The following is a 23,148-nucleotide window of genomic DNA, read 5'->3' on the forward strand; positions in this document are numbered from 1 at the left end:
CCCGCCCCCAGCCGGGGGCGGGCTCCGCCCGTTTCGGCGATCAGTGCCGCGACGCACGGCCCGGGACGTTCCGCGCGTGACCACGACCGGACGGGCCCGGGCCCGTCCGGGTCAGCCGCGGCGGGCGGTCTCGACCAGGAAGGGCGTGCCCTGCTGGCAGGTCGTGAGCAGGTCCCGCTGGACCCGGCCGGTGACCGTGACCTTCGCGCCCGGCTTCAGCAGGTCACGCGGGCCGCCGATCAGCAGGTAGTTGTCGAGCAGCAGGCAGTTGGGCTCCACGCCGGCGGTGACGGTCCCGGTCAGCGTGGCCCCGCCGGCCGGCGGCGGCTTCGTCGGCCCGCCGCCGGGCCTCGTGGGCGGGGGCAGGGCCGGCCCCGTCGGGTCCACCGGGTCGCCGGGGGTCGGCGGGACTGCGGGGCTGCTCGGATCCGGGCTGGGCGGGCTGGTCACCGGCTGTGCTCCCGTCGGGGTCGGGGTGGGGGTGTCGCCGGCACCGTCCTGGCCGCCGCAGGCGCTCAGCGCCACGCAGACGGCCAGCGCGGAGACGGCGAGCCGAAGAGTCCTCATACCCGAGTCTGACGCAGCGGGGCCGCCCGCCGTTCCCGTCCGCTCAGCCGCGGGCCGCGGCGGCGGCCTTCATGTCCCGCTTGAGCTCCTGCGGCAGCGAGAAGGTCAGCCGCTCGTTGGCGGTCACCACCTCGTCGACGTCGGTGAAGCCGCGCGCGGCGAGGTGGGCGAGCACCTCCTGGACCAGCTGGTCGGGCACGCTGGCGCCCGAGGTCAGGCCGACCGTGCGCGCCCCCTCAAGCCACGCGTCGTCGATCTCGTGCGCGAAGTCGACGAGGTGGCCGGCGCGCGCCCCGGCGTCCAGGGCGACCTCGACGAGGCGTACGGAGTTGGAGGAGTTGGTCGAGCCCACGACGATCACCACGTCGCACTCGGGCGCGATCTCCTTGACCACGTGCTGCCGGTTGGAGGTGGCGTAGCAGATGTCGTCGCTGGGCGGCGACTGGAGCATCGGCAGCCGCTTCTTGAGCCGGGCCACCGTCTCCAGCGTCTCGTCGACCGAGAGGGTGGTCTGGGAGAGCCAGACGACCTTGTTCGGGTCGCGGACGGTGATCCTGTCGGCGTCCTCCGGGCCGTCCACGAGCTGGATGTGCTCGGGGGCCTCGCCGGAGGTGCCGATGACCTCCTCGTGCCCCTCGTGGCCGATCAGCAGGATGTCGTAGTCCTCGGCGGCGAACCGCTTCGCCTCCTGGTGCACCTTGGTGACCAGCGGGCAGGTCGCGTCGATCGCCCGCAGCGAGCGGGTGCGGGCCTGCTCGTAGACCTCCGGGGCCACCCCGTGCGCGGAGAAGATGACGGTGGCTCCCTCCGGCACCTCCTCGTTCTCCTCCACGAAGATCGCACCCTGGGCCTCCAGGGTCTGCACGACGTGCTTGTTGTGCACGATCTGCTTGCGCACGTAGATCGGGGCGCCGTAGAGCTTGAGTGCCTCCTCCACGGTCTGCACCGCGCGGTCCACGCCCGCGCAGTAGCCGCGGGGCTTGGCCAGGATCACGCGCTTGCCGGTCCGGGACGTCGCTTCAACCTGAGTCACCCGCCCATCGTACGTGCCGCTGCGGAGCGCGACGCGGGACGCGACGGCCACCACTACGCCACCGACGAGCCGCGCGGGACTGTCCGGGGCGGGCCGTAGGGTGGGCGCGTGAGCACAGGCGAGGTGGGGCGGAGCACGTCCGAGGAGCCGTGGCCGGTCCGGGTGGTCAGCCAGAAGGTCGGCGCCTGGATCGCCCGGCTGGGCTGGGTGTGGGTGGACGGGCAGGTGGCGCAGATCAGCCGCCGGCCGGGCGCCAGCACCGTCTTCCTCACCCTGCGGGACCCGTCGGCCGACCTGAGCCTGACGGTCACCACCAACCGGGACGTCCTGGACGTCGGCGCGCCGGAGCTGCGCGAGGGCGCGCGGGTGGTGCTGCACGCCAAGCCGGAGTTCTACGCCGCGCGGGGCACGCTGAGCCTGCGCGCCGACGAGATCCGGCAGGTCGGCCTCGGCGAGCTGCTGGCCCGGCTGGAGAAGCTCAAGAAGCTGCTGGCGGCGGAGGGGTTGTTCGACCGGGCGCGCAAGCGCCGGCCGCCGTTCCTGCCGAACCGGGTCGGGCTGATCACGGGCCGCGCCTCGGCCGCCGAGCGGGACGTGCTGACCAACGCCCGCCGGCGCTGGCCGGCGGTGGAGTTCCGCACGGTCAACGTGGCCGTGCAGGGGCCGAGCGCGGTTCCGCAGATCGTCGACGCGCTCAAGGTGCTGGACGCCGACCCGGCCGTCGACGTGATCGTCATCGCCCGGGGCGGGGGTGGCATCGAGGATCTGCTCCCCTTTTCCGACGAGGCGCTCTGCCGGGCGGTCTTCGCCTGCCGCACGCCGGTGGTCAGCGCGATCGGCCACGAGACCGACACGCCGCTGGTCGACTACGTCGCCGACGTGCGGGCCTCGACGCCGACCGACGCGGCCAAGCGCGTGGTGCCCGACCTCACCGAGGAGGTGCGCGTCATCCGGCAGGCCCGGCACCGCCTCGAACGCGCGGTGCGCAACCTCGTGGACCGCGAGTCGCACCGGCTCGACGGGCTGCGCTCCCGGCCGGTGCTGGCCCGCCCGCAGGTGATGGTCGACCAGCGGCTCGCCGACCTGACCGGGCTGCGCCAGCGGGCCGGGCGCTGCCTGGACCACCGGCTCGCCGCCGCCGACGACGACCTGCGGCACACCCTGGCCCGGCTGCGCGCCCTCTCCCCCGCCGCCACCCTCGACCGGGGCTACGCGATCGTCCAGCGCGCCGACGGTCAGGTCGTCCGCGCCGCGTCCGAGGTCGGCGAGGGCGACCCGCTCCGGGTGCGCCTCGCCGACGGCGAGCTGGCCGCGACGGTCGACGGCTGAGCGGGGACGGGGATCACGATGTGGTGGGATGGCAGCGATGACTGACGAGAAGAAGGACGAACGGCTCAGCTACGAGCAGGCCCGCGCCGAGCTGGCGTCGGTGGTCGAGCGGCTGGAGACCGGCGGCACCACGCTGGAGGAGTCGCTGGCGCTCTGGGAGCGCGGCGAGAAGCTCGCCGAGACCTGCCAGCGCTGGCTCGACGGCGCCCGCGCCCGCATCAACGCCGCCCGCCAGGACCCGCCCGCGGCCTCCTGACCCACCCTCGCCCCAACCGCGCGTCGATCATGGAGTTGTGGTGGGCGGTAGAGGGCTTTTCGTGCCCTCTGTCACCCACCACAACCGCATGATCGACGGGGCTGGGGTCGGGCGGGCTGGCGTCAGTTGAACAGGTTGTAGAACTCGGCCGGCGCCTCGACGACCTGGTCCGCCGGCGGCTTCTGCGCGGCGGTGGCGCTGCCGTAGTCCGAGTACGTGATCCGGATGTCCTGCGCCTTCGTCTGGCCGGCGGCCGGGATCTGGATGACCATCTCGCTGAGCCGGCCCTGCGGGTCGAGCTTCGCGGTGAACGGCACCGACTTCGCCTGCGCCCCGAGGGCCGTGATCACCGTCGGGTCCACCGAACCCGCCTCGGCCGCCTTCGACACGTCGATGGTGCCGGCGTACGCGCCCTCGCCCGTCTGGCGCACCTCCGTGATGCCCTGCGTCAGCACCTCGCTGCCGGCGGGGTCGACCTTGTCGAAGTCGAAGCCGAGGTTCCGGTTGCCCTTGATCCGGGTCTGGTCCAGGTGCTGGTACTTGCCGAGGTTCAGCTTCTGCACGCCCGGCACGCTGCTGGCGGTCGTGCCGCCGAGCTCGACCTTCACCCAGCTGTCCGGCTTGTAGTGGACGAGGTCGAGCTTCATGAACAGGTCGTCGGTCGGCTTGCCGATCGTCACCCGCATCTCGGCGCTCTGGGTGGGCTCGTGCACCCGACCCTCGGCCGTCGAGCCGACACCGGACATGGTGAACCGGAAGTTGCCGTTGCTGATCTCGCGGGTCGAGGCCAGCAGTGCCTGCTTGGCGTCGCCGGGCACCGGGGCCGCGCTGCCGGAGGCCGCGGGCGCACCCGAGGCCGAGGGCGTGCCGGAGGCCGAGACGGCCGGGGAGGCGGACGAGCCCGCCGTCGGGGTCCCGGAAGCGTTGCAGGCAGCCAGACCGGGAGTGAACAGGGCGGCGGCCACCAGGCCGGCGCTCAGGCGTCGAACAGTCATACGTGTCTCCCACGAGGGTCACCCGACGCACCTGGCGGCGGCCGGAAACCGGGCGACGCACCACGTCGGCTGCGCCGCGCGAGCCCCTGGGGCCGGTCGCCTCGGCGGCCGACCGGGGTTCGCTCCACTCCTGTTCCCTGTCGCGGCGTCGCACAATCACCGGGATGTCCGGTTGCCCCCGCCCGGGTGACCGGAACGCGGAAACGGGGCGGCCGAGGCCGCCCCGTTCCGTCTGCCGGTGCTACTTCTTGAACATCTCGTAGGTCTCCGGGGAGGCCTCGACCACCTTGTCGGCCGCCGGCTTCTGCGCGGCGGTGGCGTTGCCGTAGTCCGCGTACGTGACCTTGATGTCGTGCGCCTTGGTCTCACCGGCGGCCGGCACCGAGATGACCAGCTCGGTGAGCCGGCCCTCCGCGTCCAGCTTGGCGGTGAAGGGCAGCGACTTGGCCTGAGCGCCGAGGGCCTTGACCAGGTCGGCGTCCACGGCGGACGACTCGGTCGCGGCGGACGCGTCGAGCTTGCCGGTGTAGCTGCCCTCGGCGGTCTTCTGCACCTCGGTGATGCCCTTGGTCAGGTCCGCGCTGCCGGCCGGGTCGACCTCCTCCATGTAGCGGCTGAGCTCGCCGGCGCCCTTGACCTTGGACTGGTCGAGGTGCTGGTACTTGCCCTTCATCTTCTCCGCGCCCGGGATCATGTTGCCCAGCTCGCCGAGGTCGATCATCACCCAGCTGTCGGGCTGGATGAAGATCAGCTCCATGCCCATCGACGCGCCGGAGCCGTCGTCGAACTTCATGCTGAACTGCGCGCTGTTGCTGGGCTTGTGCACCAGGCCCTTGCCGCTCAGCCCGGCGCCGGCGAGCGTGAAGGTGAAGTTGCCCTTCTCGATCTCCTTGGTGGAGGCGAGCAGCGCCTCCTTCGGGTCGGCGGGCACGGCCGGTGCGGACGACGCGGACGAGCCGCCGGCGGCGGACTCCGAAGTGTCCGACTTGCAGGCCGTCAGGCCGGGAACCAGAAGGGTGGCGGCGAGCACGCCGACGCTCCACCGTCGAATGTTCACAGTTGTCTCTCTTCGCGAAACGGTAAGCACCCGGCGGACGTCAGCCGCCGGGCAGTGAGCCGGGGCAGCGTAGCCGATCCCACCGACACCCGGGGGGCAGCCGTGCGGGCGGCTACCGGATCGCCCCGGCCAGGTGTCGCAGCTCGTTGTCCCGGGCGTCGCCGGCCACGATCACGGTCCGGTTCGGTTCGAGCAGGACCAGCGCCTGCTCGTTGCCGCGGGCGGTGTACCGCTGCCAGGTGCGCCCGCCCAGCTCCGTCTGGCCCTGCGGTTGCCCCTCGGCGGTCAGCTCCGTCGGCAGCAGCCGCTCCGGCGGCACGCTGCTCTGCACCAGCTGGGCGCCCCGCCCCTCGGGGGTGAGATAGCCGAGACGGAGGCTCGACCCGCCCTCGACGGTCTGGAAGTTCGCGCTGACCGGGCGCCACCCGTCGCCCAGCTCCACCGGCTCGCTGACGGGGAAGGCGTTGGCGGCCCGCGCCGACTCGAGGGCGGGCGCCGGGTCGACGGTCGTCGGCTGGTCGCCGCCGAGGAACCCCCGGTAGAAGGCGAGCAGCAGGGCGATCGGGATCAGCAGCACGAGCAGCGAGATCGCCATGTCCTTGGGCGAGCGTTCCGACTTGCGGGTGTCGACCGCGGGCGGCGGCGCGGGGTGCTCGCCCGTCTCCGCCAGGCCGTCGGGCGGGGCCGCCCCGGGCGCGCCGGCGGGTCCGACCAGCGCCGGCTCCCCCTCGGGTACGGCGGTGGCCCCGGCCGGAGCGACGGGCGGCTGGCCGTCCGGCGGCGTCGAGTCGGCGGGTACGCGATCGGCAGGCTGTGCGGCTTCCACCCCGCCATTCTCGCAGTTGCCCGACCGGCCGTATCCGGGCCATCACCGCCCCGATCCCGCGCGGGGTGAGCCATCGTGTGAGGATCAGCGACAAAGCCGGCAGCGGCGACGCCGCACCCTGCCGCCCCGCAACGTCGCGAGGAGGAGCCGTCATGACGAACACCAGGACGCGGATCCCACAGGATCTCGACCGTAACCTCGCCCTCGACCTGGTCCGGGTCACCGAGGCCGCGGCGATGGCCGCCGGTCGCTGGGTCGGTCGGGGTGACAAGGAGGGCGGCGACGGAGCCGCCGTCGACGCGATGCGCAAGCTGATCAACTCGATCCCCATGCGGGGCGTCGTGGTGATCGGCGAGGGCGAGAAGGACAACGCCCCGATGCTCTTCAACGGCGAGCAGGTCGGCGACGGCACCGGCCCGGAGGTGGACGTCGCGGTCGACCCGGTCGACGGCACCACGCTGATGAGCAAGGGCATGCCGAACGCGCTGGCGGTGCTCGCCGTGTCCGAGCGGGGTGCGATGTTCGATCCGAGCGCGGTCTTCTACATGGAGAAGCTCGCCGTCGGACCGGCGTACGCCGACGTGGTGGACATCAACGCCGGGGTGGCCGAGAACCTGCGCCGGATCGCCAAGGTCAAGGGCACCGACGTCTCCGAGGTCACGGTCTGCGTGCTGGACCGGAGCCGGCACGACGACCTGGTCACGCAGATCCGCCGGGCCGGGGCGGGCATCCGCTTCATCTCGGACGGGGACATCGCCGGTTCCATCGCGGCGGCCCGGGGCGAGTCGGACGTCGACGTGCTGATGGGCATCGGCGGCACCCCCGAGGGCATCATCTCCGCCTGCGCGCTGAAGTGCATGGGCGGGGCGATGCAGGCCAAGCTCTGGCCGCGCGACGCCGAGGAGCGGGAGAAGGCGCTCGCCGCCGGGCACGACCTGGACCGGGTGCTGAGCACCGACGACCTCGTCACCGGGGACAACTGCTTCTTCGTGGCCACCGGCGTCACCTCCGGCGACCTGCTGCGGGGCGTGCGCTACCGGGCCGGCGGCGCGTACACGCAGTCGATCGTCATGCGCTCGAAGAGCGGCACGATCCGGGTGATCGACTCGTACCACCGGCTGGAGAAGCTCGCCCTCTACTCGGCGGTCGACTTCGACGGCCGCCCGCTGGCCGAGCAGGAGTGAGCGTCGCCGGGACGCTGGCCCCGCCGACCCCGTCGGCGGCCCGCCGGATCACCGGCGTGGGCCTCGCGACCGCCTCCGGGCTGGCCGTGGCCGTGCAGTCCCGGATCAACGGCGAGTTGGGCGTACGCCTGGCCGACGGGATCGCCGCCGCGGTGGTCTCGTTCGGGCTGGGCCTGGTGGTGCTGCTGGTGCTGGTCCCCGCCACCCCGGGTGGGCGGCGGGGCCTGGTCGCCCTGCGCGGCGCGCTCACCGACGGCACGTTGCGGCCGTGGCAGTGCCTCGGCGGGGCGTGCGGCGCGCTCCTGGTCGCCGCCCAGGGGCTGACCATCGGTACCCTCGGCGTGGCCGTCTTCACGGTCGCGGTGGTGGCCGGCCAGTCCGGCAGCAGCCTGGCCGTCGACCGGGCGGGGGTCGGCCCGAGCGGCCCCCAGCCGGTCACCGGCCGGCGGCTGGCCGGCGCGGCGCTGACCGTGGTCGCGGTCCTGCTGGCCGTCGGCGAGCGGCTCGGCGACCCGGGCACCCTCGGGCTGGCCCTGCTGCCGCTGATCGCCGGGGTGGGCATCGCCTGGCAGCAGGCGGTCAACGGCCGGGTACGGTCGGCCGCCGGCAGCGCGCTGACCGCCACGCTGGTGAACTTTTCCGTCGGCACGGTGGCCCTGCTGGTCACCTTCGCCGTCGACGTCGCGATCCGGGGCTGGCCGGCGGGCGGCGCGCCGGCGGAGCCGTGGCTCTACCTGGGCGGGCCGATCGGGATCGTGTTCATCGCGATCGCCGCGGCGATCGTCCGGTTCACCGGCGTGCTGCTGCTCGGCCTGGCCACCATCGCCGGGCAGATCGTCGGCGCGGTGCTGCTGGACCTGCTGCTGCCCACGGCCGCCTCCCGCCCGGGCCTCGTCACCCTGCTCGGCGCGGCGCTGACCATGATCGCGGTCGGCGTCGCCGCCCTCGCGCCGAGCGTGCCCCGTACGCCCCGCTGACGCGGCACCGGTCGCGGCCGGACAGTATCGGTGACGGTACGTCAGGCGCCGTCGGACGAGTGCCCGGGGAACAGGTGCGCGCTCGGGTCGATGGCCACCGCCGCGTTGTTGACCGCCGTGGCCGCCTCACCGAAGCCCGTCGCGATGAGCCGCACCTTGCCCGGATACTCGGTGATGTCGCCCGCCGCGAAGACCCGGGGCAGGTTCGTCGCCATCGCGCTGTCGACCACGATGTGCCGGCGGTCCAGTCGCAGCCCCCACTCGGCCAGCGGGCCGAGGTCGGCGGTGAAGCCGAGGGCGGCCACCACCGTGTCCACCGGCAGCAGTTCCGCCGCGCCGCCGCGTACGGTGATCTCGGCGCCGGTCACCGCGCCGTCGCCGTGCAGCCGGGTCACCTCGGCGTTGACGATCACGCGCACCGGCAGCCCGAGCACCCGGGCGACGGTGGCCGCGTGCGCCCGGAACTTCTCCCGCCGGTGCACCACCGTCACCGAGCGGGCCAGCGGCTGGAGCGTCGACGCCCAGTCGAAGGCGGAGTCGCCGCCGCCGACGATCAGCACGTCCCGGTCGGCCAGCTCGGCCGGCTGCGGCACGAAGTAGACGATCCCGGCGCCGGCGAAGTGCTCCGCCACCGGCAGCGGGCGGGGCGTGAAGCTGCCCAGCCCACCGGTGACGACCACCGCCCCGCACCGCAGCTGCCCGCCCCCGGCGAGACCGAGCACCGGCCGCTCGTCGGCGTACGAGAGCTTCTCGGCGCGGGTGCCGAGCAGGTAGCACGGGTCGAAGGGAGCCGCCTGGGCGACGAGGCTGGCCACCAGGTCCCGCCCCTTGACCGCCGGGAAGCCGGCCACGTCGTGGATCAGCTTCTCCGGGTACATGGCGGTGATCTGGCCGCCGGGCTCGGGCAGCGCGTCGACGACCGCGACGGAGAGCCCGCGGAATCCGGCGTAGTACGCCGCGAACAGTCCGGCCGGGCCGGCCCCGATCACCGCGACATCGACCTCGCGCATGGGCGTACCGTCGCTTTCCGCTCACGGATCAACGCGTCCTGACACCGACGGTAGGGCCGGCGGTACGCCCGGGCAAGGACGTCCCGTGCTCGGTTGGTGGCGGCGCGTCGGCGCTCAGGGCATCGTGAGCGTGGACTCCGAGCGGTGGGGGCCGCCCAGGTCGCCCCGGCGACGCCGGAAGATGATCGCGGCGACCACCCCGCCGAGCAGCCCGAACAGGTGGCCCTGCCAGGAGATCCGCTCGTCGGTGGGGAGGATGCCGACCAGTTGCCAGCCGTAGAGCAGGCCGACGAGCAGGAAGACCGCGAAGTTCCACCAGCTCCGTTCGACGATGCCCCGGGTCAGCAGGATGCCGAGGTAGCCGAAGATGACCCCGCTCGCGCCCACCACCACGGAGGTCGACGAGCCGGTGAACCACACCCCCAGCCCGCTGACCAGGATGATGACGAGCGTCGACCAGAGGAAGCGGCGGGCGCCGGCGGCGAGCACGAAGGTGCCCAGCAGGATCAGCGGGATGCTGTTGCTGTAGAGGTGGTCGAAGCCGTGGTGCAGGAACGGCGAGAAGAAGACCCCGTCGAGCCCGTCGATGCGCTTCGGGATGATGCCGGCGGCGGTGTCGAAGCCGGCGGTGAGCCCCTGGTCGAGGGCCTCGATGAGGAAGAGGAACGGCACCACCGCGCACATGGCGACGAAGGCCCGGCCGAGCGCGGCGTAGAACGCCTCGGTGCCGAACCGGTGCGGGTCGCCGCTTCCCGGGTGCAGGGTCACCCGTCAAGAGCTATCAGGTGGCGGGCGAAGCCGCCACTTCTGCGGCGATCCGTACCCGGAACGACGAGGGCGGGATGTGTGGACCCCCACACACCCCGCCCTCGAAGGGTCGGTCAGTACCAGCCCACGTCCTGGGAGTGCGCCCAGGCCTTGCAGGGCGAACCGTAGCGGCCCTCGATGTAGCCGAGGCCCCACTTGATCTGGGTCGCCGGGTTGGTCTGCCAGTCGTCGGCGACGGAGCCCATCTTGCTGCCCGGCAGCGCCTGCGGGATGCCGTACGCCCCGGACGAGGGGTTGCGGGCCTTGTGGTTCCAGCCGCTCTCCTTGTCCCAGAGCTTGTTCAGGCAGGGGAACTGGTCCATCCCGAAGCCCGCCTTCACCATGAGCGCGCAGCCGACCTCGCGGTTGCCGCTGAACTCGGCGCAGGACGCCGGGATCGGCCCCTCGTACGGCTTGCTCTCGGCGGCCTTCTCGGCCGCGGCCTTGGCGGCGGCCTCGCGGGCCTTCTTCCGCGACGCGGCGGCGGCCTCGGCCTCGCGGGCCCGCTTGGCGGCCTCCTTGGCCGCCGCGGCGGCGCGCAGCTTCGCCTGGTACTCGGCGGCCCGCTGCTTCGCGGACTGCACCTGCTGGGCGGCCTGCCGCTCATGCTGGTACTCGGTCTCGGCCTGCTCGACAGCGGCGCCGACCTGTGCGGTCAGGCCCTGCTGCTGGGTCTGTCGGTCTTCACCCAGGTAGACACCGCCGGCGACGCCCACGGAGAGCAGCGCGACAGCGGCCGTACGGGCGCCGAACCGGCTCCACAGCCGACTCACGAAGTGGTCCCTTCGTCGGGTGCAAGGACACGGCGCGGGGTGGCACCCCGGGTGGGATGCGTCTCGCGTCGCGAGCGCCCCGACCCGGTGCCGGTCGCAGCCGACGTACCCCGGTGGAGGCTGGCGTGTCCTGTGACGAACGATCACCAACGATCTTCTCGGTACGTGGGCGCTCGTGGGACACCATCGCGCACGGTGGGACTGATGGGAAACCAAGAGCCCGTATTGTGACTTGCACCACAACGAGAATGCGGACAAACCCCTACATAGCGACCGTCATTGCGGGATGTCCTCCAAGAGATCGGTCACCATCGCGGCGATCGGCGAGCGCTCCGAACGGCTGAGGGTGACGTGGGCGAAGAGCGGATGGCCCTTGAGCGCCTCGATCACCGCGGTCACTCCGTCGTGCCGCCCGACGCGGAGGTTGTCTCGCTGGGCGACGTCGTGGGTCAGCACCACCCGGGAGCCCTGGCCGATCCGGGAGAGCACCGTCAGCAGCACGCCACGCTCCAGCGACTGCGCCTCGTCCACGATCACGAAGGCGTCGTGCAGGCTGCGGCCCCGGATGTGCGTCAGCGGCAGCACCTCCAGCAGCCCCCGCGAGGTGACCTCCTCCAGCACGTTCTCGTGCACCACCGCGCCGAGGGTGTCGAAGACGGCCTGCGCCCAGGGCGACATCTTCTCCGACTCCGAGCCGGGGAGATAGCCCAGCTCCTGGCCGCCGACGGCGTAGAGCGGGCGGAAGACGACCACCTTCTTGTGCCGGCGGCGCTCCATCACCGCCTCCAGCCCGGCGCAGAGGGCCAGCGCCGACTTGCCGGTGCCGGCCCGCCCACCCAGCGAGACGATGCCCACCGACTCGTCCAGCAGCAGGTCGAGCGCGATCCGCTGCTCCGCCGAGCGGCCGTGCAGCCCGAACGCCTCCCGGTCGCCGCGCACCAGCCGTACGGTCTTGTCGGGCAGCACCCGGCCGAGCGCCGAGCCCCGGCCCGAGTGCAGCACCAGGCCGGTGTGGCAGGGCAGCCCGGCGGCGACGTCCAGGTCGAGCGCGTCGCCGGCGTAGAGCCGGCCGATCTGCTCCTCGGCGAGTTCCAGCTCGGCCATCCCGGTCCAGGTGGGGTCGCTGGCCTGGCCGTGCCGGTACTCGTCGGCCCGCAGGCCCACCGAGGCGGCCTTGACCCGCAGCGGCATGTCCTTGCTGACCAGGGTCACCTCCCGCCCCTCGGCGGCGAGGTTCAACGCGACGGAGAGGATCCGGGCGTCGTTGGAGTCGGTGCGGAACCCCGGCGGCAGCACGCCGCCGTCGGAGTGGTTGAGCTCCACCCGCAGCGTGCCGCCGGAGTCGTTGGCGGGCACCGGGATGTCCAGCCGCCCGTGCCGGACCCGCAGCTCGTCCAGCATGCGCAGGGACTGCCGGGCGAACCAGCCCAGCTCCGGGTGGTGTCGCTTGCCCTCCAGTTCGGAGATGACCACGAGGGGCAGGACCACCTCGTGCTCGGCGAAGCGGTGGAAGGCCGCCGGGTCGGACAGGAGCACCGAGGTGTCCAGGACGAACGCCTGGCCTGCTGGTCGGGGCTCCTCGCTGCCGACCGGAGCGGCGGACGCGCTGCGGCGGCTCCGGGTGGCGCGGCGGGTCGTGGCAGTCGCGGCCGGGGTCTGGTCGGTCCCGGCGGGCGTACGGCGAGTCGTCACAGGCCTGCTCCGACGGATGGGCACCCGCCACCCGTGTTCCGCCTCCTCCGGTGCCCGGGGACACGGGGTCGGATGCGGAACCCCGTGCGCGAGGTCGCAGATCCGGGCGGACCGGCTGGCCCGGGAGAACCCCGTGCCATGCCTAGACGCTAGCCGCGTCGGCCCTCGTGGGCTAGAGGGCGGACGTGGATCTCCGGGGACCGGCGGGTGAACTCGGCCGGCGGCGGAACCGGCCGGGATGCATGCCCCCTGCGCGCACCCCGGCCGGCGGGACCACCGTCACCGGTCTGACGTGGTCCCGACGGTGCGTGTCCGCCGCGGACGACGCACCGCGCCTGGTTCCGGTCGACGGGGCCTCGGGCTCCCCGCCGACCGGGGCTCAGCCGGTCCGCCGGACCAGCGTGCCGGCCGGCTGCCGCCCGGCGACCGGCGCCGAGAACGACGAGCCGGTGTACGTGGTGCCGGGCCGGACCACCGTGCCGGTGACCCGGTCGGTGGTGGCGGGCGCCGGGCCGGCCAGGGCGGACGCGATGGCGGCCTGGGCGTCGCGGCGACGCCGGTTCCAGGCCCCCCGGTCGCCGTCGAAGTAGCCCTGGCGGTAGCCGAACCGGTAGCCGATCCGGTAACTGAGCTGACCGTGCAGCCGCCCGGCCGCGTAGCTCGTGGCGCCGAGGACGAGCACGAGGAAGACGGCGAGGAAGGGGCTCATCCGGCGGCTCCGGTGCGCCGCGGGTCCCTGGTCATCGCTCCTCCGGCTCGGTCGGGGCGGGCTCGGCCACCAGGAGCCGGTCCAGGTCGTCGGTGCTGACCTCCTCGACCAGCTCCACGCTGATCCGGCAGCCGTCGAGGACGACCTCGGCCACCGAGGAGCGGCGGATCTCCCCGCCGGCGTCGTACACCCGGACGCTGACCTCGGGGCAGCCGAGGTGGGTACGCCAGGCGTCCCACTCGGTGCGGTCGCCCACGCTGAGTGACAGGTAACGGCAGCCCCGGGCGAGGTAGAGCCGCCATGGCGCGCTCAGGCCCGTGGCCACCCCCTCCGCGATCAGGCCGAAGGCCTGGGCACGGGTGGCTAGCTCGGTCACCACACCCCCCTCGCGCCGGGGGCGTGACGCATGTGAGCACTGATCGTCTCATGCACGTGACACACCGTAGAATGTCCCATGGACGTGACAGTATCAGCTTTTCGTCTGTTTACCGCGACCTCTACGGGCATCTATTCTGCCCAGGTGACACCCCTCAGGAGCGGTGCCGGATCGTTTACCGGCACTTCGAACACCGCGTCACGTCCGCGTGACAACAGCGTGCCAGGACACGCACCGGTGGCCGGATGGTCGTACCGTCACCAGGTGACCGAGACGGCCAACGCACGGAAGATCGCCTTCGCCACCTTCGTCCGGCGGGCGCTCGACGAGGCCCGGGCCACCCGGGCGTGGAGCGGCACCGAGGTGTCCCGTCGCACCGGCGTCTCCCGGCAGACCATCAACCGCTGGGTCCGGGGCGACTGGGCGAGCGACCCCGAGGCCGAGCGCGTGGTCGCGTTCTGCGAGGGCCTCGGCCTCAGCCCCGCGACCGCCTTCGCCGCGCTCGGCTGGGAACGGGCGGCCGCCCCGCGCAGCACCCCGACCCCGCCGCCGATGGACCCGGACGTGGAGGCGCTGCTGCGTCGGCTCGTGGACCCCGACGTCTCCGACGCGGAGAAGTTCCACATCCGGGAAACCATCAGATATCTCGCGTACCGCCCCACCCTTCCGGTCGACGTCCGAAAACGAGGGAAACAGGCCGGCTAGTTCCTCAGATGGCGAAAGAACGGCAGGTCAGACTCATTCGTTTCGCTCCGGGGCCGGAACGGGCGCGCTAGCGTCCGTACTCGTACTGCTTGGGCTCGTCGTCGGCGGGGGGACGGGACAAGGCCGAACCCAGCCCTGCGGGACAGAAGGAGGGGTCTGTCCATGACCCTGAAGTGGATGGCAGTCGTGATCGCCACCGTGTCGCTGACACTGGGCGTGACCGGAAACGTGGTGACCCTGGCGGTCAACGGCGGGCAGCTTCCCCTGCTCGTCAACCTCCTCGCGCTCACCTCCGCCGGCACCGCGGTCGTCCTGGCCGTGGTCGCCGAGCTGCACGACCGGCTCGACAACCGGGTCAGCGCCCTGACCGACTTCCTCGTCGGCCGACTGGCGGAGATCGAGGAACGCACCGGCGACCGCAACAGCGGATTCGTCGAGGGTTACCTGCTCAGCCACGGCCAGGAGGCCGCCGTCGTGCCGTTCGGCCGGCGGGGACGGGGAGCCGCCGAACGCTGACCGTCGGCCCGTCGCACACCGACCGCGCGCCCCCCGGTGCCGGCCGGGGGCACCTCTCGGCCGGGGATTGAGCCGCCCCGCCCGGGGTACGCTGACGCGCGTGCCGCCGTTGAATCTGGGCAACCAGCAGCCGAGGATCCCGTTGGACGCCGACCAGGCCTGGCGGACGACCGCCGGGAGGTCGGCCGGGACCGTCCTCTTCTTCGACTTCGACGGCACCCTGGCGCCGGTCGACGACGATCCCACCGCCGTCCGGCCCGCCCCGAAGGTGCTGGCCGCGATCGAGGCGCTCGCCCCGGTCGTCCGGCGGGTCGCGATCGTCTCCGCGCGCCCGGTCGACTTCCTCCGCGACCATTTCGGCGGCCTCGCCGGCGTCGACCTGTACGGCCTCTACGGGCTGGAGCACAGCCACTCCGGCGGCGAGACCGTGACGGAGCCGGCGGCCCTGCCGTGGGTGCCGACCATGGCCGAGCTGGCCGACCTGGCCCGGGCCGAGCTGGCCGAGGGCGCGCTGGTGGAGTACAAGCGGCTCTCCGTGGCGCTGCACTGGCGCACCGCGCCGCAACTCGGCGCGGCCGTCGAGCGGTGGGGCCGGGCCCAGGCCGAGCGGCTCGGGCTCAAGGTCCAGGCCGGGCGGATGGTGCTGGAGCTCAAGCCCCCGGTCGACCGCGACAAGGGCATGGTCATCGACGAGATCGTCCGGGACGCCGAGGGCGCCTGGTACTTCGGCGACGACGTCTCCGACATCAAGGCGTTCGCCGCGCTGCGGGCCCGGGCCGCCGCCGATCCGCACTTCTTCGGCGTCTGCGTCGCCGTCGCCAACCCCGAGACGGGCCACGAGGTCGCGGAGGCCGCCGACCTGACGCTGGACTCCCCCGCCGCCCTCGGCGCCTTCCTCACCGACGCCACCCGCCACCTGACCTGACGCGCTCCCGCCCGACCGGGGCCGGTTCCACCCGACCGCGTCAAGCCCCTTAGCCGGGGCCGGGGGCCGCAGGCCGGGTCAGGCGCCGTAGCGGCGTTGGCGGTTGGCGTAGGAGCGCAGGGCACGCAGGAAGTCGATGTGCCGGAAGTCCGGCCAGTTGAGTTCGCAGAAGTAGAACTCCGAGTGCGCCGACTGCCACAGCATGAAGCCGGAGAGGCGCTGCTCGCCGCTGGTCCGGATGACCAGGTCGGGGTCGGGCTGGCCCCGGGTGTAGAGGTGCTCGGCGATGTGCTCGACGTCCAGCACCTCGGCCAGCTCCTCCAAAGTGCCGCCGGAGGCGGCGTACTCCAGCAGCAGCGACCGCACCGCGTCGGTGATCTCCCGCCGGCCGCCGTAGCCGACCGCGATGTTGACCTCGGTACCGCCGCTGCGGTCCCGGGTGCGTTCCTCGGCGGCCTTCAGCGCGGCGGCGGTCGAGGCCGGGAGCAGGTCGAGCGCGCCGACCATCCGCAGCCGCCAGGGATTGCCCTCCTCGGCCAGCTCGACCACCAGGTCCTCGATGATCTGGAGCAGCGGGTCGAGTTCCTTGGCCGGCCGGCGCAGGTTGTCGGTGGCCAGGAGGTAGAGCGTCACATGCTCGATGCCGGCCTGGTTGCACCAGCCCAGCATGTGCTTGATCTTGACGGCGCCCATCCGGTGGCCGTCGTTCGGGTCGACGTAGCCCATCTCCCGGGCCCATCTGCGGTTGCCGTCGCACATCACGCCGACGTGCCGGGGCACCGGCTTGCCCGCGAGCTTCGCCGTGAGGCGACGCTCGTACACCGAGTAGATCAGGTCCCGCAGAGTCATCACCTTGCAGCGTAGCGACCTTCGCGGCGGTTCACCGCCTCGGAGTCCGCTCCCACGCCGACAGACCGACGCCGATCATGCCCAGCGTGCGGGCGTCGAGCCGCCCGTCGCCCAGCCCCAGCTCGACCACCGTCCGGTAGACCCGGTCGTCCCTACGGGCCGCCCGGACCGCCGCGTCGACCACCTGCCGGTGCCGGGCCAACCACGCCGCGAGCGAACTGTGCCGCAGGTGCGTGCCGAGGCGGCGGCGCAGCGTCGCCGCGTACCGCCGGGCGGCCTGCTCGGGCGAGCCGGCGGCCGCCGCGCCGGCGAGCGCGCCGGAGAGCAACGCGTAGAAGATGCCCTCGCCGGTGAACGGGTTGATCAGGGAGAGCGCGTCGCCGGCGAGCACCAGCCGGCCGCGCCCGGGAGCGGGACGGTGCGTCGACAGCGGCAGGTGGTGGGCCCGCAGGTCGGTGACCGTGGCCGGGTCCGTGCCGGGCAGCAGCGCGCCCAAGCGGTCGACCAGGTGCGCCCGGGTCAGCGGCTCGCCCCGCAGCACCTCCCCGTACCCGACGTTCGCCCGACCGTCCCCGATCGGGAACGACCAGGCGTACGCCGGCCAGCGCGCCGCCGAGGTGACGATGAGCTGCTCGGGCGGGCCGGGCAGCGCCGGGGCGTACCCCCGGATGGCGAGCGCCAGGTGCCGGTCGGGGTTCGGTCGCTGCCCGAGCGCCCGCCGGACCACGGACCCGGCGCCGTCCGCGCCGACCACCGCCCGCGCCGCCAACCCGCCGTCGAGCACCACCCGGTCGGTCCGGACCTCGACGTGCCGCACCACGTGCCGGCGCAGTTGCGCGCCGGCCGCGACCGCCGCCGCCACCAGCCGGGCGTCGAAGACCATCCGGGGCACGGTGTACGCCGGCCGGGGCAGCGCCCGGGCCACGGTGCCGCCGCCCGGCCCGACCAGCCGCAGCGCCGGCAGCGGCGCGTGCCCGGCGACCGCGTCGGGCACCCCCAGCTCGTCCAGCACGTCCAGCGCGTGCGCGGCGATGCCGTCCCCGCACGCCTTGTCCCGGGGAAAGTCGGACCGGTCCAGCAGCAGCACGCTCGCTCCCGCCCGCCGGGCCGCCAGCGCGGCGGCCGACCCGGCTGGGCCGGCCCCGACCACCACCACGTCGAACTCCTCGCCCACGCGTCGCCTCCCACCGCCGGTCCGGCTCCTCCGGTCATCCTGCCGCCGCAGACGCGCGCCGCCCCGAAACCCGCCCGGCACGTCGCCAGGTCGTCCCGGTGCCGCCCGCACCTGCGGCACGAGTTCGCGCTGGCAGCCCGTTCGGTCCGAGCGGCCCGCTCGGCCGGGCGGACCGGCGGCGCTACGCCGCCCGGGCGAGCCGTTCGGCGCGGGTGGCCCGCCAGAGGCCGTAGAGCGTCAGCCCGGCGGCAGCCACCAGCGGGCCGCCGTCGCGGACCAGCCCGTCCGGGCCGAGCAGCCACCAGCACAGCGGCAGGTCCACGGCGAGCACGACCGCGGTGACGGCCACCAGCAGCGTGCGCGCCCAGCCCTTGCCGCGCATCAGGAAGGCGGTGCAGAAGAGCACCGCGTAGCTGGTCACGATCCCGGCGCCGAACCAGGCCAGCACGGCGGGCACGGCGGCCAGCCGGTCGTCCAGCACCGCGCCGCCGGCGACCAGCGCCGGCACCAGCATGAGCGGGCTGTAGGTGAAGGCCGCGACCCGGCTGGTGAGCAGCCAACCGCTGACCTCCGGCCGGCGGGGCGGGGTCTCCCGCCAGGAGATGCCCTCGCGGTCGATGACCAGCCGGGACCGGTGGCGGACCAGGTGCCCGGCCACCGCGGGTGAGCGGTAGAGCAGCCAGACCACGGCGGCGCAGAGCACGGTGAGCAGGGCGAACCCGAGCAGCCCCGGCAGCGGCGGCACCCCCTGCCGGGGCACGATCAGCCGGCCGACCGCGAAGACCGTGGTCACCGCCAGGATCAGCCCGAACGGCCGGGCCACCGTCCGGCCCCGACGGACGTGCCCGATCAGTAGCAGGAAGCCGAGCGACCGGAGCATCGCCCAGCCCGTCCGCACCGCCAGCCCGAAGCCCTGCTCCGGGGCGTACCACCAGTTGAGCAGCTCGACCACGACGGTGGCCGCCGCGGTCAGTGCGAGCAGCGTGGTCAGGGCCCGGACGGCGGACGGCCGCCGGACCTCGGTCGCGGCGGCCGTCCTCATGGGATCCGATGATGCCCGGTCGGGGCCTCGGTCACACCTGTCCTCAGCGCTGCGGCGCCGCGTCGAGCCGGGCGCGCAGCGCGTCCAGCTCGGCCCAGAGCACGCCTGGCAGCTTGTCGCCGAACTTCTCGAACCACTCGGTGACCATCGGGAGCTCCTTGCGCCACTCCTCCGGGTCGACCTTCAGCGCGATCCGGACGTCCTCCGGGGTCATGTCCAGGCCCTCGACGTCGAGCGCGTCCTGGGCCGGGACCATGCCGATCGGGGTCTCCACCGCCTCGGCGCGCCCCTCGATCCGCTCGATGATCCACTTGAGCACCCGGGAGTTCTCGCCGAAGCCCGGCCAGAGGAAGTTGCCCTCCGGGTCCTTGCGGAACCAGTTGACGTAGTAGATCTTCGGCAGCTTGGACTCGTCGCCGTCGGTGCCCTTGCCCATCTCGATCCAGTGCCGGAAGTAGTCGCCGGCGTGGTAGCCGATGAACGGGAGCATCGCCATCGGGTCGCGCCGGACGACGCCGACCGCGCCGGACGCGGCGGCGGTGGTCTCCGAGGAGAGCGTCGCGCCCATGTAGACGCCGTGCACCCAGTCGCGGGCCTCGGTCACCAGCGGGATGGTGTCCCGGCGGCGACCGCCGAAGAGGATCGCGTCGATCGGCACGCCGTTCGGGTCGTAGTAGTCCTCGGCGAGGATCGGGCACTGGGTGATCGGGGTGCAGAACCGGCTGTTCGCGTGCGAGGAGAGGCTGTCGCTCTGCGGCGTCCAGTCGTTGCCCTTCCAGTCGACCAGGTGCGCCGGCGGCTCGCCCATGCCCTCCCACCAGATGTCCCCGTCGTCGGTCAGGGCGACGTTGGTGAAGATGGAGTTGCCGCGGTCCAGCGTCCGCATCGCGTTGGCGTTGGTCTTCCAGTCGGTGCCGGGCGCGACGCCGAAGAGGCCGTACTCCGGGTTGACCGCGTAGAGGCGGCCGTCCGGGCCGAAGCGCATCCAGGCGATGTCGTCGCCGATGGTCTCGACCTTCCAGCCCGGGATGGTCGGCTCCAGCATGGCCAGGTTGGTCTTGCCGCAGGCCGACGGGAAGGCCCCGGCGACGTGGTAGACCTTCCCCTCCGGCGAGGTGATCTTGAGGATGAGCATGTGCTCGGCGAGCCAGCCCTCGTCGCGGCCCATCACGCTGGCGATCCGCAGCGAGTAGCACTTCTTGCCGAGCAGCGAGTTGCCGCCGTAGCCGGAGCCGAAGGACCAGATCTCCCGGGTCTCCGGGAAGTGCGAGATGTACTTCGTCTCGTTGCACGGCCACGCCACGTCCTGCTGGCCGGGGGCGAGCGGGGCGCCGATGGAGTGCAGCGCGTGGACGAAGTCGGCGTCGTCGCCCATGGCCTCCAGGACCTTGGCGCCCATCCGGGTCATGATGCGCATGGAGGCGACCACGTACGGGCTGTCGGTGATCTCGACGCCGAACATGGGGCTCTCGGCCTCGACCGGGCCCATGCAGAACGGGATGACGTACATGGTGCGCCCGCGCATGCAACCGCGGTACAGCTCCGTCATCGTCCGCTTCATCTCGGCCGGCGCCATCCAGTTGTTGGTGGGGCCGGCGTCCGCCTCGTCGACGGAGCAGATGAAGGTGCGCTCCTCGACCCGGGCGACGTCCGTCGGGTCGGTCCGCGCGTAGAACGAGTTGGGCTTCTTCTCGGGGTTGAGCCGGATCAGGGTGCCGGCCTCGACCAGCTCGTCGGTGAGGCGGCGCCACTCCTCGTCGGACCCGTCCACCCAGACGACGCGGTCGGGGGTGGTCAGTTCAGCGACCTCACGGACCCAGGCGAGCAGTTTGGGGTGGGACGTCGGGGCCTGATCGATACCCCGAACGGTAGCCGGAGCAACCATGACACATCTCCTTGTGGTCGACGCTGACCGATCTATGGGATGCACGAGTCTTGACGGCGCGATGCGTCGCCTTCGTGGAAACCTGGGATTGGCCTCAGCGTAAACCGGGCGAGGTCACCAGTCAGTGGGACTGGTTGTGAAGAACTGCACAAGGTGCGGGCACGCTGCGGCATCACGAGCTAATACCCGCTTTCACGCGCAGTTTCACGCAAATCCTGTGGGGAAACCTCACCGGCCGGGTCGGCCGCGTCCCGCCGGCGGAACCCGCGATCCGCCCCGGAGCGCCGCCCGGTCCCGTTACGCTCTGTCCACAGGCGCACACCCGGACAAGCGGTCCGTCGTTGCTACCCGTGCGGGATGTCCCGAGCCGGTAGGCTCGCGTCGTGGCCGCGACGATGACCGGGGAGCCCGGCTCCCGGCAGACCCGCCCGGGTCTGGTCCGCTCGCTGGTGGACCGTTTCGGCCACCTGGTCCGCGAGCTGAGCAAGTTCGCCACCGTGGGCGGGATCGCCTTCCTGATCGACTTCGCGCTCTTCAACTACCTGACGAGCGTGCGGGGCGTCGAGCAGGTCACCGCGAAGACCATCTCGACGGTGGTCGCGGCCTCCGTCGCGTTCGTCGGCAACCGGTTCTGGACGTGGCGGCACCGCAAGCGCTCCAACCCGGCCCGCGAGTACGCGCTGTTCTTCTTCTTCAACGGCGTCGGCCTGGGGATCGCCGTGGCCTGTCTGGCGGTCAGCCGCTACGGCCTGGGCAGCATCTGGCCGGAGGTGTTCCAGACCCCACTGGCCGACAACATCGCCAGCTTCATCGTCGGGACCGGCCTCGGGACGCTGTTCCGGTTCTGGTCCTACCGACGGTTCGTCTTCGTCGAAGCGGGAACCCCGACCGTTCCGGAAGAGAAGCACGACCGAGACCACCGGGCGTGACCTACCGCCCACCCCGTCCCGGCCGGAGCCTGCCGGCCCCGCCCACTGCCCTAAGGTGTTCCGCATGCGTCTTGTCCGTCTGCTGCCTGAGCGCTGGCAGAAGTTCATCCACGAGGCGCTCAAGTTCGGAATCGTCGGCGGCGTCAACACCGTAATCAATTACGCCGTGTTCAATGCGCTCGCACTGACCGTTTTCGTCGATGGTCAACTGAAGGCGACGGTCATCGCGACCGTGGTGGCGACGATCACGTCTTATCTGATGAATCGTCACTGGACGTACCGCGATCGGCCGAAATCAGCCATGCGGCGCGAGTACGCCCTCTTCTTCCTCTTCAACGGCGCCGGCCTGCTCATCGAGCTGGGCGTCCTGGCCGCCGCCAAGTACGGGCTGGGCCTGACCAGCCTGTTGGCCCTCAACGTGGCGAAGACCGGTGGCGTGCTGCTCGCGACGCTGTTCCGGTTCTGGTCCTACCGGACGTTCGTCTTCCAACCGGCGCCGGCCCACGCGGCCGAGACGTGGCACAGCATCCCGCGCGACGAGTGGGACACGATGGCCGAGATGGACCCGGTGGCCGAGCTGGCCGAGTCGATCTCCGAGCTGGAGGAGTCCGAACCACCGCCGGGCTCCGCGCGGCCCGTCCCGCGCGTCGCGCCCGGCGCCGACCCCGCGCCGGCGGCGGGTCCGGGGGCCCCGGTCCAGGGGCGCCCCGCCCCGCTCGACGCCGGCCTCGGCGGCTCCCTCGACCGGGAGCTGGAGGCGGAACTGGCCGCCGAGCTCCAGGCCAGCACCCGCCGCCCGCCACGCCGCTGACCCACGCACCACCGCGGCCCCGACCGGCCCGACCGCCCGATCCGGGCCAGGCCGACCGGGGCCCTGGCGTCTCAGGCGGTGGGGTCGCGCAGGGGCTTGCCCTCGTGCAGGTCCGCCAGGATGTCGCGCATCTCGGTGTCGCCGAGGGAGTGCTTGTCGTGGTGGGCCTCCACCAGCTCGTAGAGCTTGGTCTGGACCCGGCCGACCCCCGGCACGTCGTGCAGGACGGACTGGCCGCGTTCGCCGGCGGACTCGATGGTCAGGGTTCCGCAGCCGAGCAGGCGCTCCACGAACTGCTGGTTCATCGCGTGGTCGTTGATCCGGGTCAGCGGGATGTCCCGCCGGTCGCGGGAGAGCACCCCCTGCTGGAGCAGCACCCGCTCGTTGGTGAAGAGGTAGTGGGTGCTCCGCCACACCAGGAACGGCCAGAGCGCCAGCCACAGCACCGCCAGCAGGGCCAGGCCGCCGATGACGGCGAGCGCGATCGAGCCGCCCCCGCCGGACGGCAGCAGGACCATGCCGGCCACCACCGCCGCGACGGCGAGCACAAGCACCGCGACCGGCCGGATCAGCGCCTTCCAGTGCGGGTGCAGGTGCAGTACGACGTGCTCGTCCTCGGTGAGCACGTCATCGGGGAACGCCACGGGAACCTCCTCGCAGAAACGGACGCGCTGACCGTAACCGCTCCCCTCACCCGCAGGGATCAGCCGCGCGGCGGGTG

General features: G+C 72.8%; 25 protein-coding genes and 1 pseudogene. 10 read left to right on the forward strand and 16 right to left on the reverse strand.

Annotated features, from left to right (window positions below; all coding sequences use genetic code 11):
* Window positions 1–111: 111 nt before the first annotated feature.
* The gene (locus ACSNN9_RS00985; RefSeq protein WP_436670724.1) at window positions 112–567 is read right to left on the reverse strand and encodes a hypothetical protein; all 456 of its coding nucleotides are present in this window, start codon (window positions 565–567) and stop codon (window positions 112–114) included.
* Between the two features lie 43 nt (window positions 568–610).
* Window positions 611–1,600 carry a 4-hydroxy-3-methylbut-2-enyl diphosphate reductase gene (locus tag ACSNN9_RS00990; protein WP_358085523.1) on the reverse strand — a complete coding sequence of 330 codons (990 nt, stop codon included), beginning with the start codon at window positions 1,598–1,600 and terminating at the stop codon, window positions 611–613.
* Between the two features lie 162 nt (window positions 1,601–1,762).
* On the opposite strand from ACSNN9_RS00990, the gene xseA reads away from it, so the two are divergent.
* Both xseA and ACSNN9_RS01000 read left to right on the forward strand, forming a co-directional pair.
* Window positions 1,763–2,929: an exodeoxyribonuclease VII large subunit gene (xseA, locus tag ACSNN9_RS00995; RefSeq protein ID WP_358085609.1), complete on the forward strand. Its 1,167-nt coding sequence runs from the start codon at window positions 1,763–1,765 to the stop codon at window positions 2,927–2,929.
* Between the two features lie 37 nt (window positions 2,930–2,966).
* Entirely contained in the window at window positions 2,967–3,185 is a 219-nt protein-coding gene (locus tag ACSNN9_RS01000; protein WP_436670778.1) for an exodeoxyribonuclease VII small subunit, read from the forward strand.
* A 122-nt stretch (window positions 3,186–3,307) separates the two neighbouring features.
* Here ACSNN9_RS01000 and ACSNN9_RS01005 read toward each other — a convergent pair whose 3' ends face one another.
* The 3 genes from ACSNN9_RS01005 to ACSNN9_RS01015 form a co-directional block, all read right to left on the reverse strand.
* A complete protein-coding gene (locus tag ACSNN9_RS01005; protein WP_436670725.1) occupies window positions 3,308–4,180 on the reverse strand; it encodes a hypothetical protein in 873 nt (290 codons plus the stop codon).
* Window positions 4,181–4,421: 241 nt separating this feature from the next.
* On the reverse strand, window positions 4,422–5,237 hold the full coding sequence (locus ACSNN9_RS01010; protein ID WP_436670726.1) for a hypothetical protein: 816 nt from the start codon (window positions 5,235–5,237) through the stop codon (window positions 4,422–4,424).
* Between the two features lie 112 nt (window positions 5,238–5,349).
* A complete protein-coding gene (locus tag ACSNN9_RS01015) occupies window positions 5,350–6,063 on the reverse strand; it encodes a DUF4245 domain-containing protein (RefSeq protein ID WP_436670728.1) in 714 nt (237 codons plus the stop codon).
* Window positions 6,064–6,215: 152 nt separating this feature from the next.
* On the opposite strand from ACSNN9_RS01015, the gene glpX reads away from it, so the two are divergent.
* On the forward strand, window positions 6,216–7,247 hold the full coding sequence (gene glpX, locus ACSNN9_RS01020) for a class II fructose-bisphosphatase (protein ID WP_357873245.1): 1,032 nt from the start codon (window positions 6,216–6,218) through the stop codon (window positions 7,245–7,247).
* Window positions 7,244–8,224 carry a DMT family transporter gene (locus tag ACSNN9_RS01025; protein WP_436670729.1) on the forward strand — a complete coding sequence of 327 codons (981 nt, stop codon included), beginning with the start codon at window positions 7,244–7,246 and terminating at the stop codon, window positions 8,222–8,224. Before glpX ends, ACSNN9_RS01025 begins: the two co-directional genes overlap by 4 nt.
* Window positions 8,225–8,265: 41 nt before the next feature.
* On the opposite strand, the gene ACSNN9_RS01030 is transcribed toward ACSNN9_RS01025, so the two are convergent.
* The 6 genes from ACSNN9_RS01030 to ACSNN9_RS01055 all read right to left on the reverse strand — a co-directional run bounded on the left by ACSNN9_RS01030 (window position 8,266) and on the right by ACSNN9_RS01055 (window position 13,591).
* Window positions 8,266–9,234, reverse strand: coding sequence for an NAD(P)/FAD-dependent oxidoreductase (locus ACSNN9_RS01030; protein WP_436670731.1), 969 nt, complete (start codon window positions 9,232–9,234; stop codon window positions 8,266–8,268).
* Window positions 9,235–9,348: 114 nt separating this feature from the next.
* Window positions 9,349–10,002, reverse strand: coding sequence for a rhomboid family intramembrane serine protease (locus tag ACSNN9_RS01035; RefSeq protein WP_436670732.1), 654 nt, complete (start codon window positions 10,000–10,002; stop codon window positions 9,349–9,351).
* A gap of 113 nt (window positions 10,003–10,115) precedes the next feature.
* Window positions 10,116–10,814, reverse strand: a complete 699-nt coding sequence (locus ACSNN9_RS01040; protein WP_436670733.1) for a lytic transglycosylase domain-containing protein — start codon at window positions 10,812–10,814, stop codon at window positions 10,116–10,118.
* A gap of 276 nt (window positions 10,815–11,090) precedes the next feature.
* Window positions 11,091–12,506 (reverse strand): PhoH family protein, encoded by a 1,416-nt coding sequence (locus tag ACSNN9_RS01045; RefSeq protein ID WP_436670734.1) that lies wholly within the window; start codon window positions 12,504–12,506, stop codon window positions 11,091–11,093.
* 379 nt (window positions 12,507–12,885) lie between these two features.
* On the reverse strand, window positions 12,886–13,215 hold the full coding sequence (locus tag ACSNN9_RS01050) for a hypothetical protein (RefSeq protein ID WP_436670735.1): 330 nt from the start codon (window positions 13,213–13,215) through the stop codon (window positions 12,886–12,888).
* A 31-nt stretch (window positions 13,216–13,246) separates the two neighbouring features.
* A complete protein-coding gene (locus tag ACSNN9_RS01055) occupies window positions 13,247–13,591 on the reverse strand; it encodes a hypothetical protein (RefSeq protein WP_358085493.1) in 345 nt (114 codons plus the stop codon).
* 264 nt (window positions 13,592–13,855) lie between these two features.
* Between ACSNN9_RS01055 and ACSNN9_RS01060 the strand changes: the two genes are divergently transcribed.
* The 3 genes from ACSNN9_RS01060 (at window position 13,856) to otsB (ending at window position 15,737) form a co-directional block, all read left to right on the forward strand.
* Window positions 13,856–14,296, forward strand: a complete 441-nt coding sequence (locus ACSNN9_RS01060) for a helix-turn-helix domain-containing protein (protein ID WP_436670736.1) — start codon at window positions 13,856–13,858, stop codon at window positions 14,294–14,296.
* Window positions 14,297–14,458: 162 nt separating this feature from the next.
* Window positions 14,459–14,812, forward strand: coding sequence for a hypothetical protein (locus ACSNN9_RS01065; protein WP_357873271.1), 354 nt, complete (start codon window positions 14,459–14,461; stop codon window positions 14,810–14,812).
* Window positions 14,813–14,912: 100 nt separating this feature from the next.
* Window positions 14,913–15,737 (forward strand): trehalose-phosphatase, encoded by an 825-nt coding sequence (otsB, locus tag ACSNN9_RS01070; RefSeq protein ID WP_436670737.1) that lies wholly within the window; start codon window positions 14,913–14,915, stop codon window positions 15,735–15,737.
* 78 nt (window positions 15,738–15,815) lie between these two features.
* On the opposite strand, the gene ACSNN9_RS01075 is transcribed toward otsB, so the two are convergent.
* The 4 genes from ACSNN9_RS01075 to ACSNN9_RS01090 form a co-directional block, all read right to left on the reverse strand.
* A complete protein-coding gene (locus ACSNN9_RS01075) occupies window positions 15,816–16,586 on the reverse strand; it encodes an isoprenyl transferase (protein WP_358085483.1) in 771 nt (256 codons plus the stop codon).
* A 31-nt stretch (window positions 16,587–16,617) separates the two neighbouring features.
* Window positions 16,618–17,760: a geranylgeranyl reductase family protein gene (locus tag ACSNN9_RS01080; RefSeq protein ID WP_436670738.1), complete on the reverse strand. Its 1,143-nt coding sequence runs from the start codon at window positions 17,758–17,760 to the stop codon at window positions 16,618–16,620.
* 181 nt (window positions 17,761–17,941) lie between these two features.
* On the reverse strand, window positions 17,942–18,802 hold the full coding sequence (locus tag ACSNN9_RS01085; RefSeq protein ID WP_436670739.1) for a hypothetical protein: 861 nt from the start codon (window positions 18,800–18,802) through the stop codon (window positions 17,942–17,944).
* Window positions 18,803–18,845: 43 nt separating this feature from the next.
* Window positions 18,846–20,687: a phosphoenolpyruvate carboxykinase (GTP) gene (locus ACSNN9_RS01090; RefSeq protein ID WP_436670740.1), complete on the reverse strand. Its 1,842-nt coding sequence runs from the start codon at window positions 20,685–20,687 to the stop codon at window positions 18,846–18,848.
* Window positions 20,688–20,823: 136 nt separating this feature from the next.
* On the opposite strand from ACSNN9_RS01090, the pseudogene ACSNN9_RS01095 reads away from it, so the two are divergent.
* From ACSNN9_RS01095 to ACSNN9_RS01105, 3 genes and pseudogenes are all read left to right on the forward strand, one after another.
* Window positions 20,824–20,907: pseudogene (locus tag ACSNN9_RS01095) on the forward strand (GtrA family protein); the annotation flags it as partial.
* Between the two features lie 175 nt (window positions 20,908–21,082).
* Window positions 21,083–21,616 (forward strand): GtrA family protein, encoded by a 534-nt coding sequence (locus ACSNN9_RS01100; RefSeq protein WP_358085601.1) that lies wholly within the window; start codon window positions 21,083–21,085, stop codon window positions 21,614–21,616.
* Window positions 21,617–21,680: 64 nt separating this feature from the next.
* Window positions 21,681–22,427 (forward strand): GtrA family protein, encoded by a 747-nt coding sequence (locus ACSNN9_RS01105; protein WP_436670779.1) that lies wholly within the window; start codon window positions 21,681–21,683, stop codon window positions 22,425–22,427.
* Between the two features lie 71 nt (window positions 22,428–22,498).
* Here ACSNN9_RS01105 and ACSNN9_RS01110 read toward each other — a convergent pair whose 3' ends face one another.
* Window positions 22,499–23,071, reverse strand: coding sequence for a PH domain-containing protein (locus ACSNN9_RS01110; RefSeq protein WP_436670741.1), 573 nt, complete (start codon window positions 23,069–23,071; stop codon window positions 22,499–22,501).
* Window positions 23,072–23,148: the final 77 nt, after the last annotated feature.

The organism is Micromonospora sp. URMC 107 (assembly GCF_051386315.1).
Classification (GTDB): Bacteria; Actinomycetota; Actinomycetes; order Mycobacteriales; family Micromonosporaceae; genus Micromonospora.

Coding starts and splice junctions, on each gene's coding strand:
- ACSNN9_RS01085 (WP_436670739.1), bottom strand. CDS start 18,802: ATGAGGACGGCCGCCGCGACCGAGGTCCGGCGGCCGTCCGCCGTCCGG.
- ACSNN9_RS01075 (WP_358085483.1), bottom strand. CDS start 16,586: ATGACTCTGCGGGACCTGATCTACTCGGTGTACGAGCGTCGCCTCACG.
- ACSNN9_RS01030 (WP_436670731.1), bottom strand. CDS start 9,234: ATGCGCGAGGTCGATGTCGCGGTGATCGGGGCCGGCCCGGCCGGACTG.
- ACSNN9_RS01050 (WP_436670735.1), bottom strand. CDS start 13,215: ATGAGCCCCTTCCTCGCCGTCTTCCTCGTGCTCGTCCTCGGCGCCACG.
- ACSNN9_RS01065 (WP_357873271.1), top strand. CDS start 14,459: ATGACCCTGAAGTGGATGGCAGTCGTGATCGCCACCGTGTCGCTGACA.
- ACSNN9_RS00985 (WP_436670724.1), bottom strand. CDS start 567: ATGAGGACTCTTCGGCTCGCCGTCTCCGCGCTGGCCGTCTGCGTGGCG.
- ACSNN9_RS01000 (WP_436670778.1), top strand. CDS start 2,967: ATGACTGACGAGAAGAAGGACGAACGGCTCAGCTACGAGCAGGCCCGC.
- ACSNN9_RS01105 (WP_436670779.1), top strand. CDS start 21,681: ATGCGTCTTGTCCGTCTGCTGCCTGAGCGCTGGCAGAAGTTCATCCAC.
- ACSNN9_RS01005 (WP_436670725.1), bottom strand. CDS start 4,180: ATGACTGTTCGACGCCTGAGCGCCGGCCTGGTGGCCGCCGCCCTGTTC.
- glpX (WP_357873245.1), top strand. CDS start 6,216: ATGACGAACACCAGGACGCGGATCCCACAGGATCTCGACCGTAACCTC.
- ACSNN9_RS01100 (WP_358085601.1), top strand. CDS start 21,083: ATGACCGGGGAGCCCGGCTCCCGGCAGACCCGCCCGGGTCTGGTCCGC.
- ACSNN9_RS01090 (WP_436670740.1), bottom strand. CDS start 20,687: ATGGTTGCTCCGGCTACCGTTCGGGGTATCGATCAGGCCCCGACGTCC.